Raw genomic sequence first — 12,731 nt, 5'->3', positions numbered from 1 at the left:
TTTTTATTATTTTTTCGATTATAATATGCTATAGTTTCAATCAAACAAAAAAAAGTATTTGTTGAAAAAAAACATATAATTGCATTGTTTTTCTTCAACTAGTTGGAAATGCATTTTATTAGATGGGTAGATAATTTTATGAACCATGATCATATTCGTTATGATATTTTAGCTAAAGAAGCACTGCGTGGTCTTGTTAAAAATGTACTATCAGAAACTGCATCTATTGGATCTCTTCCAGGAGAACATCATTTCTATATAACTTTTGCGACAAATGCTCGGGGAGTCCGTATCTCACAAAACCTTAGGAAAAGCTATCCTGAAAAGATGACTATAGTTATTCAAAATCAATTTTGGGATCTAAAGGTTTTTGATCATCACTTTGAAATTGGTCTTTCATTTTCTAATATACCAGAACGACTATCTATCCCTTTTAATTCTATCAAGGGATTTTATGACCCTTCTGTCAATTTTGAATTGGAATTTGATATTAATATTGATAAAACCGAAGAAGATATAGAAAAAAAGACATGCAAGATTATCAAAACATCGGATAGTTTTAATAATAAGTCTTGTTCTTCGAATAAAAATAGTTATAAGGATAAAAACAAAAAACAAGATAAAAGCAATATTGCTTCAGTTATTTCATTAGATAACTTTAGAAAAAAATAATAAATTTTTCGTTTTTATTTTAAGTAAAATGTATTTGTAGGAATTATTTTATTTTAAACTGTAATTTAGGGTTTATTTGTACAATCTAGTCCATTTCTTAAAAAAATTACCATTATTTATTTTATATTTTTGAATTATAATAACCAATTTACCATTGGTATATATTCCTTTGTATGTGTTATTTTAATGAATATTTAGTGCATTAAATTCATCTCTTTCTTTTACAGAAAAATCAGAATGATTCGAGTAAAATTTATAGTGTGATATACGTATATTCCCAGTAGAAAATTTAAAGTTTCCTACAAGAAGTGAATTTGTCATAGATAGTTTTAAATTTAATAATTTAGAGAAATCACCAATAGAAGAAAATACACCTTCATAAATAGGATTATTATCATTCCAAAAAAAATTTCCCGACAAGTTAATAATAAAAGGATAAAAAGTAGGAAACAACTGTGTTTTTAAAGGAATAGCGTTATTTACAGCTGGAAAATTAGCTGTAATTTTAAATGCACTTTTTTTATTATTAAAACTTCCTATTCCATCTGCTGTGATAGAACCTTTAAGAGAATTAATAGATAATGGAGAAACAATATTTAAATGATTAGAATATATTTGAAAATTCAGATCTGATAGAAAGTATGATTGATCTGATATTTGATCAATAAATCTAATTTTCCCTCCATTAATACTCACTTTTCCAAACGATATATTACTAATTATGTCTATATTGCTTTTGATTTGATTAGACAAATCTGATGAAAAATCTTTTTGTTTTATAGATGATAAATCAAAATTTAAATAAGGTTGGTCAATATTCACAAAAACACGAATTTTACCTCTTAAAAGAGAAAGAAAATCCATGTTTATTGAAATATCTTCTATCTTAGATCCAAAAGAACCATCCTGTTTTGAATCAATTCTAATATCTTTTAAAGTAATTGAAGGAAAAGGTAAAATGCGAATTTTCATTCCACCTTTTACTACTGTTGTTTTTCCCAAGATAGAACTAGCCTGAAGCTCAAACTTTTTTCTAAAATCGGTCCAATCAATAAATAAAGGAATAGCAAAAACCAATAAAATAGAAAATAATAAACCTAGACAAATTAATATACGCCCACGCAAAGCAATCATCCTAATTATAGTTTACAAAAAAATAATCCATTAAAAAAACAGCTAAATAAAATTTAAAAACAATATCGCTATATTATATAAACAGAAATTAATAGATTTATTTTACAAAAACCTCTAATTTTTCAAAATAAAACCAATTCAAATATGTTATTTAAAGAAAACATATTATTTTACAATAAAAACAACAACGAAAAATTATATTATAAAGGAGATAAATATTTAGAATTTATAAAAAAAATCAATGTTTCTTTCCATAAAAACAAGAAATTTATATTTCAACTTTTTTTTAGAAGGAAAAATTTTGATTTCTACGCGTTGATTATTCTGACGTCCTATTTTATTATCATTCGTGTCAATTGGATACTTGTAAGCTAATCCTTGAACAGATACGAATCTATTAGCAGATATTCCTTTTTTTACCAAATTATTCATAATAACATTAGCTCTTTCTTGTGAAATCAAAAGATTTGATTCTAATGTTCCGACGGAATCTGTGTGACCATCAATAGCGATAGAAGTACTAGGAAACTTTTTCAAAGTATTAACAATCAATGCTAAAGTAGGCAAAAAATCTTCATTCAACATCACTCTTCCAGCTATAAAAGCAACGTTTACTGGCACATTACATATAATTACATCATTTATACGACTAACAGATATCCCTTCTTTATCCTGTAACTGCGTCTGTAATTCATCTTCCGCCTTATCTAGATAATTTCCAAATCTTTTATCAACTATAGCAGATATATCTTCATTATTTAATTTTTTAAAATTGTTTTTTGATTTATTTTATTTGTCAAGAAACATCCAGGAATAATCGCCATTGTGAAAATTAAAAAACATAACTCTTTTATCACGTATCCCCTCCTCCTTGATGATACAAAAAGAATTGATCTTCTCATTTAATTTATTATCTGTTAATCCATATCAATGGTATATTTCTTTCTTACATTTTTATCAAATATTTGTACTATGATTTCCACGTAAAATATTATTTATTATAGGTGATAATTTGCATCAAGATAATAAAAAAGGATTCTTAGAAAATTATTTTGTTGATCATCAGCGTGTATCAAATTATCTTGCAAGACTGAATCCTCAACAATTGCATGCTGCTACAATCACCAATGAAAATCCTATTTTCGTATTGGCAGGAGCTGGCACTGGTAAAACGACAGTATTAATAGCTCGTATATTGCATTTAATATTTAAAAAAAAAATCATGCCTTCAAAAATTATAGCTATTACTTTTACTAATCAGGCAATTAAAGAAATAAAAAATAGAGTATATTCTTTATTAGAAGAGATTCCCCAAATTAAAACTTTTCATTCTTTCTGCGCAGGTGTTTTAAGAAAACATGGAGAATTAGTTGGTCTGCCTGATAATTTTGCAATTATTGATTCAAATGATAATCGTACAATTATCAAACAAATCCTTAAAGAAAGTTCAGAAAATGAATATTGCGATATTAATTTAGCTATCGAAAAAATAAAATATTGGCAAGATAATGGTTGGAATCCAATGGAAATTCCAGAATCATCTTTAACGGAAAATGAGATAATTCCGAGAAAAATCTATACACGTTATATAGATTATCTTGACAAAGAAAAAAGTTGTGATTTTGGTGGATTAATTATAAAAGCCATTGAAATACTTAATAAGCATCCACATATTTTAAAAAGTTATCATGAAAATCTTTCTTATATCATGGTTGATGAATATCAAGATATTAATAATGCCCAATATTTATTATTACGATTACTATACCAAAAACAAGGTAACCATATATATTGTGTTGGTGACGAAGATCAATGCATTTATGAATGGCGTGGAGCACATTTTTCTCATATCACTAACTTTGAAAAAGAATTTAAAAAAGCAACTATTATCAAGCTTGAACAAAATTATCGTTCAACTTCTTATATCCTAAATACAGCTAATAGGCTAATTTCCCATAATAAAAAAAGATATAATAAAAGGCTCTTTACGACAAGAGATTATAATGATGATGTAAAATTAAAAATACATGTCAGTCAAAATGATAGTTCGGAACTATCAACCATAATTACAGAAATTATAAATGTACAAAACCAAGGACTATCTTTAAATAATATAGCTATTCTTGTGCGTACATCTTGGCAAACTCGCAAATTTGAAGAGGCATTTCTTGAAAAGAAAATACCCTATAAAGTGATAGGAGCAATAAGTTTTTATGACCGTCAAGAAATTCGCGATTCCCTCGCCTATTTTCGCTTAGTATGCCACCAAGGTAATAATAAACTTAACTTTGAACGTATCATCAATTATCCTAAAAGAGGTATAGGGAAAGAGAGCATTAAAAAAATTAAAACACATGCTACTCAACGTCAAATTTCTTTGTTAGAAGCAAGTGAAGAACTAATTGAAAACAATGAATTTCGTCCTAAAGCACGCCAATCATTAAAAAATTTTATAGACAATATTCGTCGTTGGAGTAATCTTTCTAAGCAAAGTGATCCTGGTTCTATTGCACATAAAATTCTTGAAGAAAGCGATTATATTTCTAGTTTGAAAGATAATGAATCAGAAAAATCACAGGAACGTTTAGATAATATAAAAGAACTTATATCTATAATAGCACAATATGAAACACTAGAAAGTTATATTATAAATTTTAACCTACAAGAAAATACTTCAATTAATTTTACTTCTTCCATAATCGATTCTAATTTTATCAAAATAATGACTATGCATGCTGCAAAAGGACTAGAATTTGATACAGTTTTTATTTCGGGATGGGAACAAGGATTAATCCCTCATAAACTTTCAATTAAAGAAGGAGATTTGGAAGGAGAGCGCAGACTTGCATACATGGGTATCACCCGTGCAAAAAACAATTGTAATCTTTTTTATACTATCAATCGACGAACTCATGACTTTACCAACAAAGAAAGATACCAACAATCGCAACCATCACAGTTTTTAGTAGAACTTTATGATCCTTCTGATGTTCAAGAAATAATCCACGATGGTATTTATGGTTCTTTTTCTGATTTGGAAAACTGAAATCAGACATATTAAAATATTATAGTTTTAAATACTGTAATAATTTTCTCCAAAATCATTTCATGTACTTTTTATTTATTTAAAATAAAAAAATATTTATATAAAAAAGATAAAGTAATATTATTAAATCTTAAATAAAAATAAATATTAAATTAATTTTATATTTAAAAAAAATTAATATTAATAATATAAAAATATTTTATTAAATAAAAAATATAAAATAATTGAAAAAAATTTAATTAATTTAAATTATATTTATATGATCTTTAAATTATATAATAAGGAGGAAATATGAATATAAAAAAAATAGGAATTATATTAACAGTTGCGATTAGCACTATTCTGATTAGTGGATGTTCAAAGTCTAATACAAATAAAAAACCTAAGAAAAAAAATACTAGCCAAGCAAGAAAAGGAATACTTTATAGATTGAAATAAATATTTATTATTTATACGTTTATATTTATAATAGTTAATATTATTTATGGTAAATTATATTTTATTATATAAAAATAATACTTTAATTGAAACATTTTTAATTAATTGGTTGTATTTTTAAGTCATTATTTATTATAAATTGTAAATAAAGGAAAAAAATATGAATATAATAAAAATAGGTGTTTTCTTGATGCTAGCAGTTAGTCCCCTTTTAGTTAGTTGCGTAAAAAAGACTGAAGATAAAAAAATTACCAAACCATCAAAGGGTAATGTTAAAAAATATAGAAGATAGATTTAAAAAATCATATGAATAATAAAATGGAAATATATCTTCCGCTATTACAAAAATACAAACTTACTATGTAAGTAAAATATAATCTCACTTTGAATATGAGAATTTTAAAAAAAAATATTAATTGCGGAAGATATTCCTTTGTTAAATAATATTGTCGTTCTTTACAGGATATGATGCAAATAAATTAATTTATATATATGTATAGTATTTGTTAGTAATTATATGGATTGTAAATTATATAAAAGTAAATAAGTATTGGTTATTATATTTTTCTTATTATTGTTATGGATTTTATTTCTGTTTTTATATTGGAATTGGTTACGCAAATCCATCATAAATAGATTTGTGATGGGGTCTTGTTTTTTATTATTTTTCTTTATTGGCTTCGGTTTTATTCCAAAGATATTGCTGGAAAATTTGCAGTTTTCTTATGAAATAACTTTGCTATCACCACAATGGAATGAAGATAGTAATATCATTGTTTTACTTGGAAATGGTACAACAATAACACCTATACATAATAAAGTTGATATTAGACCATCTCCCACATCATATTCTAGGATTTTTGAAACATTACGGCTTTATAATTCTTGTAAAAAACATAGCAAACACTGCAAAATTATAATTAGCGGAGGAGACCCACAAAAACATGGTCTTTCAGAATCAATTGTATATAGTAATAAACTCTTAGAGATGAATGTTGATATAAAAGATATAATAAATGAAACAAAGTCATTAAATACATTCCAAAATGCACAATTTTCTTCAAAGATAATCAAAGAGATGAACGGAAAAAATATAATTATCGTTTCATCTGCTTATCATCTGAAACGTAGTAAATTATACTTCCAATATTTAGGAATAAATACCAAAACATCATGTTCTGATTATATAAATGCAAGTTATAGCATCGTTCCTATGAGCATTAATTTTTATCTGACAGAACTTGCATTAAAAGAATACATAGGAATTTTAATTTCTTACTATCGTGGAAAAACATTATAATAATTTTTAATTAAATTACCGATTTTATTATGATTTATGCTATTAAAATAAAAATTTATAGACTTTATTAAGACACAATGATAGCATCTGCATATTACAAAAAAAATAAAAATATATAGACAAGGGTTTGGTATGTCTACATTTAAATCTGATTTTCTTAATATTTTATCCGAAAGAGGATTTATCTATCAAATTTCCAATCCTAAAGCACTTGATGAATTATGTTCTAACAAAAATATAACAGCTTATGTTGGTTACGATCCTACAGCTTCTTCTTTACATGCAGGGCATCTTACGCAATTAATGTTGCTTTTTTGGCTACAAAAAACAGGCCATCGACCAATCTCTCTTATGGGAGGAGGTACTGGTATGATTGGAGATCCTTCTTTTAGGGATGAAAGTAGAAGAATGATGAGCCACAAAGAAATTAAACAGAATATTGAAAACATTCAAGGTATATTTTCTTCTTTTATAAAATATGGAAATGGGAAGAATGATGCTTTGATGCTAAATAACGAAGATTGGTTGTTTTCAATTAAATACATTGATTTTTTACGAGAAGTTGGCAGTTATTTCTCTATCAACAGAATGCTATCTTTTGAATCTGTAAAATCACGCTTACATCGTGACCAATCTCTTTCTTTTCTAGAATTTAACTACATGATTTTACAGGCTTATGACTTTGTAGAACTTTCAAAAAATTATGATTGTTGTCTCCAAATGGGAGGATCAGATCAATGGGGAAATATTATATGTGGAATTGATCTTGGAGAACGCTTAAAAACTCAACAATTATTTGCTCTTACTTCTCCTCTTCTTACTACTTCTTCTGGTAATAAAATGGGAAAAACACTAAAAGGATCTATTTGGCTAAACAGAGAAAAAACTTCTCCATATGATTTTTGGCAATACTGGCGCAATATCGATGATGCTGATGTAGTAAATTTTGCAAAGAGGCTAACAGATTTACCAATGTCAGAAATTAATCGAATATCGAAATTAAAGGGAAAAGAAATAAACGAAGCAAAAAAGATAATAGCAACAGAAATAACCAAAATGGTACATGGAAAAGAAGAAGCAGAAAAAGCAGAAAATGCCGCCACAGAGTGTTTTGATATGAAAATATACTCGCAACATATGCCAACTATATCTATCTCGAAAAATGAAGTAAATTTAGGGATAAATATTGTAAATCTTATTGTAAAAGCAGGATTTGCTACTTCAATGAGTGAAGCAAATCGCCATATAAAAGGTAATGCTATCAAAATAAATGATAAAACAATTTTAAATGAAAAATTGCAAATTAAACTACAGGATTTTGATTCTACTGGTGTTTTAAAACTTTCTTTTGGAAAAAAACGTCACATAATATGTCAGATTTGCGATTAATTTCCTATTCTTTAAAAAATCCAATTACCGTAAGAGTGCTAAATAAATAAAACATTGCTTTAATATTTTAATACCAAAAAAAACATCTAAAGTAATTCCAATAATTTATTTAAAAATTTTTTTCTACGAGCATGGTCATGAATAATATTATTTTGAAAAGCATATTTATCTAAAAAATAACCTGTTAATTGAAAAGCATGTTTAAGAGAATCAGCGTCTATTATTTGTTCCTCCTTCCACAGAAATGATGGTAATATCAGCATTTTCCGTGCATAAGGAAGCCCCACTGAACGACAGACAGCACCACCAGATTTTGGAGAAACCCATAGTAAATCATTGTTAACACCTGTTACAACACATTTTGTCAGATCAAGTCCAAATCCAATACTTTTTAAAAGCATAAGTTCAATTTGAATAAAAATTCTTCCTATTATAGAGGGAACCTTATGGCAATTGAGAAATACATTAAGCAGATCATAAAGATCTGAGCATGGATCTCGTTCAGGTAAAAATCGAAAAAGATAAATAATGGATTGAATACCATAAAGAGATAAAGAACAAGAAAGTAGTTTCAAACAATTATACTCAATAATTTCAAGACGAAATTCTCCTAAATCTTGAGCTAATCTTGATCTCCAATTAATTCTTACTAAGTTTCCCGCCTGCAAAATCGTCTGCATATAACGAGATTGTCCATTTCTCACAAATCCTAAATGACGACCATAATGGCGAGTAATTACTTCCAGAATAATATTTTTTTCACCATAACAACGTATCCCAATAACTATTGCATCATCTTGCCAGTGCACATTTCAAGCCTATTCTTGTCATACTATGTTATTTTGATAACTGCTTTTACTTTAGTTTTTTATATCAATATTAATCATTTTTATCAACTCATCAATAATTCTTCTTGATTCAACGAAGCTTTTATTAATAGTTGGTAATTCACAATAAAAAACAAGACTCTGATCAGGCCTAATAATGACATTTCCTTTTTGCTGTTTAATATACTGTAGCAATGCTTCTGGATTATGAAAAGTCTTATTACGAAAATGTACAATAATACCTTTTGGACCTATATCCATATTATTTATATTAGCAATCCTACAAAGCAATTTTAGATATACTACTTTTAATAGATATACTACTTCAATAGGTAATGGACCAAATCGATCTACTATTTCTTCTTTAAAATTACCTATATCCTCATGATGTTTAATATTGCCAAGCCTACGATATAAAGAAAGTCGTAAATTAATATCAGAGACATAACTCTCAGGTATCATAACAGATGCATCTATACAAATTTGAGGAGACCAATCACTATCAACTAATTCTTTCTGACCTTTAATTGACGCAACAGTTTCTCCCAGCATTTTTTGATATAATTCGAAACCTATTTCCTTAATATGACCTGATTGCTCTTCACCCAAAAGATTTCCTGTTCCGCGAACATCAAGATCATAACTAGCCAGCTGGAATCCTGATCCTAAAGTATTTAATGTTTGTAAAATCCTCAAACGTTTTTGTGCAGCAGTAGTTAAAGGACTATTTTCAGGCAATAGGAATAAAGCAAATGATGAAATTTTTGATCTACCAACTCTACCACGTAACTGGTATAATTGTGCTAAACCAAACATATCAGCGCGATGTACAATCATTGTATTGGCTTTTGGCAAATCTAATCCAGATTCCACAATAGAAGTAGAAAGCAATATATCGTATTCTCCTTTATAAAAAGCATTCATTTTCTCTTCAAGATTTCTAGGAGACATTTGTCCATGTGCAACTGCTACTTTAAAATCTGGGACTTCTGATTGTAAAAATTCATAGCATTTATCTAAATCAGAGAGACGAGGACATACATAAAAACTTTGACCGCCACGATAATGTTCACGCATTAAGGTTTCACGAACTAGTAAAGGATCAAAAACTGAAATAGAAGTTCGACAAGCAATGCGATTAATAGGTGGCATGTTAATTAAAGATAATTCTCTAACACCTGTTATCGCTAATTGTAAAGTGCGAGGTATAGGTGTTGCCGAAAGAGTTAAAACATGTACTCCATTATGAGTTGCCTTTAATGCTTCCTTATGTTTAACACCAAAGTGCTGTTCTTCATCCACAATAATTAATCCAAGATTAGAAAAAATAATTTTTGGATTAAGCAAAGCGTGAGTACCAATAACAATATCTACTTGACCTTCTGCAATGGCTTTTTTATTGAGATTTAATTCCTTTGACCTTACAAAACGTGAAATGTTTGCAATGCGAACTGAAAAATCCCTGAAACGTTCAGAGAATAATCTAAAGTGTTGTTGAACCAAAATAGTTGTAGGAGCAATTACTGCTACCTGAAATCCATTCATGACTGCTATAAACGCAGCTCGCAATGCAACTTCTGTTTTTCCAAATCCTACATCACCGCAAATTAATCGATCCATAAGTCGACCACTGGAAAAATCTTGCATTACTGCATCAATTGCTCGTTCTTGATCTTCTGTTTCAACATAAGGAAATTTTTTTACAAACTGATCATACAAATCCTGTGAAACAGTAAGTGGAGGAACATTATGAATAGATCTTTTTGCTGCTATATCTACAAGTTTTTGTGCTAAATCTTCAAGACGTTTTTTTAAATTAGATTTACGTGTTTGCCAAGAAGATCCTCCTAACTTATCCAATATTACCGTAACATCTTCAGTGCTACTACTATATCGAGAAATCAAATCAATATTCTCTACTGGCACAAATAATTTTGCATTATCAGCGTAATGCAATTCAAGACAATCATGTAATGATCCAGATACTTCAATAGTAAATAAACGCGCAAATCTCCCAATTCCATGTTCTGCATGAACAATAATAGATCCTTCTTCAATACTAGAAGAATCAACTAAATCATGTGAATGAATTTTTTTTTTGCGAACAACACGACGTACTATTTTCTTACCTAGCAAATCTGTTTCAGTCACAAGAATCATATTATATGTTTCAAATCCTTTATTAATAGGAATGACTGCTGATGCAATTTCTTCTTTTCTTAGAGAATCTATTTCCTTTAAAGAATTAATATATTTTATTTTATTAAAACCACGCTTTTCTATAAGACTAGTTAAATGTTGTAATGATCCATTCGAGGACGCAACTATGACTATTTTTATTCCTTTTTGAATTTTCTGAGAAATATAACTCAAAAATTTATCAAATCTGTCGCCTGATTCCAATTTATCTGGAGATTCAAAGTGTTTTATAGAAGATGGAACCCAATTTTTTCCTGGAAATATATTAAGATGAACAACATTATTAATAGAAGTTTCTTGTTGATTAAAAGATGATATTTGAATTAATTTACGAGAAGTGTGAATCAATGAATCAAATTGCTGATGGTTTAAATAAAGTTTTTCTGGTAAAATAGGCTTATAAACAGAATATTGCTTTTTGTCAGAAGAATACTGTAATCTAGCTTCATAATAATCTTGAATTAACTGAGAACGATTACGTGCTGTATCTTTAACAAAAGGATCTATTACTATATAGAATTCGCTTAAATATGGGAAAATTGTTTCTATATTTTTATAAAAAAAAGGCAACCAATGCTCCATACCAGGATATCGACGCCCTTGCGAAATAGAATCATATAGAGGATCCTCTTGCGTGGTTACACCGAAATTTGCAAGATAATTTTCACGGAAAAGACTAATGTTTTCAGGGGTAAGAACAACTTCACTTAAGGTATTGATTTTAAAAACATAAATTTTTCTAATCGTACGTTGAGTACCTGAATCAAAAAGACGAATACTTTCAATATTATCTCCGAAAAAATCTAATCGTACAGGATATTTCTCAGTAGGACCGTAAATATCTAGAATACCTCCTCTAACAGCATATTCACCTACTTTATATACAGTATTAACTCTTTGAAAACCGTTGATTTCTAATTTTTCTATAATCTTTGCCATACTAATATGATCTTTAGATTTTATTGAAAATTCACAATCTTTGATAGACATAAGATTGATAGAACGGCACATCAAAGCACTGACAGTAGTAAGTATAATTATTGTTTCTTTAGATGAATTACAAGAATTAAGGTGAGAAATACAAGAAAGACGATCTGTCACTACACTAGGAGAAGGTGATATGCGATCATAAGGAAGACAATCCCAAGCGGGGAAAATTATCACCTTAATATTAGGAACAACAAACTTAAGTATTTTATTGATATTGATTAAATCACGTTCATCTGAACAAATATAAAGAATAGATAAACCAAAGCTTGCTATTTCTCCTAAAATAAATCCTTCAGTACCTGCAATAGATGGAGAAATAGTAACTTTTTTACAAGATTTTTCATTGATTTTTTTAATATCAGATCCAAATATCATTTGATATTCCTTGGACTATTTTCATTATTATGACAATTTGTAGAATAATAATCACATATTCTTTTAAAAACAGGAGTATGCAAATGTTCTGGAGCTTTTTCAATTCCTGTAATCCATTTAAAAAGGTTGGAGTCATCCTCTTCTATAATAGATTCAAGCATATCTAATTCAATTTTACTCATTTCTAAAATAAATAGATCGACAAAAGATCCTAAAATAAGATCCATTTCACGTGTGCCTCTTCTCCAACAACGATAGATAATTTTGCTACAATGCAGATTTACATCATTTCTCATTTAATGACTCTACTTATTTTAAACATATTGCTATAATCTCCTACATAATAAGAGTGTTCATTATT

General features: G+C 28.0%; 10 protein-coding genes. 5 read left to right on the top strand and 5 right to left on the bottom strand.

From position 1 onward, the window contains the following. The first annotated feature begins 138 nt into the window (after window positions 1–138). Window positions 139–672, top strand: a complete 534-nt coding sequence (locus GY664_RS01190) for an SspB family protein (RefSeq protein WP_333947637.1) — start codon at window positions 139–141, stop codon at window positions 670–672. Window positions 673–855: 183 nt separating this feature from the next. Here GY664_RS01190 and GY664_RS01185 read toward each other — a convergent pair whose 3' ends face one another. Continuing rightward, window positions 856–1,797 (bottom strand): AsmA family protein, encoded by a 942-nt coding sequence (locus GY664_RS01185; protein ID WP_333947636.1) that lies wholly within the window; start codon window positions 1,795–1,797, stop codon window positions 856–858. 228 nt (window positions 1,798–2,025) lie between these two features. Next, the gene (locus GY664_RS01180) at window positions 2,026–2,427 is read right to left on the bottom strand and encodes an OmpA family protein (RefSeq protein ID WP_333947635.1); all 402 of its coding nucleotides are present in this window, start codon (window positions 2,425–2,427) and stop codon (window positions 2,026–2,028) included. Window positions 2,428–2,818: 391 nt separating this feature from the next. Between GY664_RS01180 and GY664_RS01175 the strand changes: the two genes are divergently transcribed. From GY664_RS01175 to tyrS, 4 genes are all read left to right on the top strand, one after another. Then, complete coding sequence (locus GY664_RS01175; protein ID WP_333947634.1) at window positions 2,819–4,852, top strand: ATP-dependent helicase; 2,034 nt, start codon at window positions 2,819–2,821, stop codon at window positions 4,850–4,852. A 291-nt stretch (window positions 4,853–5,143) separates the two neighbouring features. Next, entirely contained in the window at window positions 5,144–5,290 is a 147-nt protein-coding gene (locus GY664_RS01170) for a hypothetical protein (protein WP_333947633.1), read from the top strand. 643 nt (window positions 5,291–5,933) lie between these two features. Then, complete coding sequence (locus GY664_RS01165; protein ID WP_333947632.1) at window positions 5,934–6,590, top strand: YdcF family protein; 657 nt, start codon at window positions 5,934–5,936, stop codon at window positions 6,588–6,590. A gap of 132 nt (window positions 6,591–6,722) precedes the next feature. After that, window positions 6,723–7,979 (top strand): tyrosine--tRNA ligase, encoded by a 1,257-nt coding sequence (gene tyrS, locus GY664_RS01160; RefSeq protein ID WP_333947631.1) that lies wholly within the window; start codon window positions 6,723–6,725, stop codon window positions 7,977–7,979. Between the two features lie 86 nt (window positions 7,980–8,065). Here tyrS and recO read toward each other — a convergent pair whose 3' ends face one another. Genes recO through GY664_RS01145 form a run of 3 tightly spaced genes read right to left on the bottom strand, consistent with a single transcriptional unit; the run spans window position 8,066 to window position 12,666 of the window. Then, entirely contained in the window at window positions 8,066–8,788 is a 723-nt protein-coding gene (gene recO, locus GY664_RS01155) for a DNA repair protein RecO (RefSeq protein WP_333947630.1), read from the bottom strand. A 51-nt stretch (window positions 8,789–8,839) separates the two neighbouring features. After that, window positions 8,840–12,370, bottom strand: a complete 3,531-nt coding sequence (gene mfd, locus GY664_RS01150; protein ID WP_333947629.1) for a transcription-repair coupling factor — start codon at window positions 12,368–12,370, stop codon at window positions 8,840–8,842. Further along, window positions 12,367–12,666 (bottom strand): succinate dehydrogenase assembly factor 2, encoded by a 300-nt coding sequence (locus GY664_RS01145; RefSeq protein ID WP_333947628.1) that lies wholly within the window; start codon window positions 12,664–12,666, stop codon window positions 12,367–12,369. The genes mfd and GY664_RS01145 overlap by 4 nt, the downstream gene beginning before the upstream one ends. Window positions 12,667–12,731: the final 65 nt, after the last annotated feature.

Origin of the sequence: Candidatus Liberibacter brunswickensis, assembly GCF_036858155.1 — a bacterium.
GTDB classification, from domain to species: domain Bacteria; phylum Pseudomonadota; class Alphaproteobacteria; order Rhizobiales; family Rhizobiaceae; genus Liberibacter; species Liberibacter brunswickensis.
The sequence above is the reverse complement of the archived record's forward strand: the minus strand, read 5'-3'. Positions and strand labels throughout refer to the sequence as shown.

What these genes read in the sequence shown, in the direction of transcription:
- GY664_RS01190 (WP_333947637.1), top strand. Translation starts at nt 139, where the DNA reads ATGAACCATGATCATATTCGTTATGATATTTTAGCTAAAGAAGCACTG.
- GY664_RS01170 (WP_333947633.1), top strand. Translation starts at nt 5,144, where the DNA reads ATGAATATAAAAAAAATAGGAATTATATTAACAGTTGCGATTAGCACT.
- GY664_RS01165 (WP_333947632.1), top strand. Translation starts at nt 5,934, where the DNA reads ATGGGGTCTTGTTTTTTATTATTTTTCTTTATTGGCTTCGGTTTTATT.
- tyrS (WP_333947631.1), top strand. Translation starts at nt 6,723, where the DNA reads ATGTCTACATTTAAATCTGATTTTCTTAATATTTTATCCGAAAGAGGA.
- mfd (WP_333947629.1), bottom strand. Translation starts at nt 12,370, where the DNA reads ATGATATTTGGATCTGATATTAAAAAAATCAATGAAAAATCTTGTAAA.
- GY664_RS01145 (WP_333947628.1), bottom strand. Translation starts at nt 12,666, where the DNA reads ATGAGAAATGATGTAAATCTGCATTGTAGCAAAATTATCTATCGTTGT.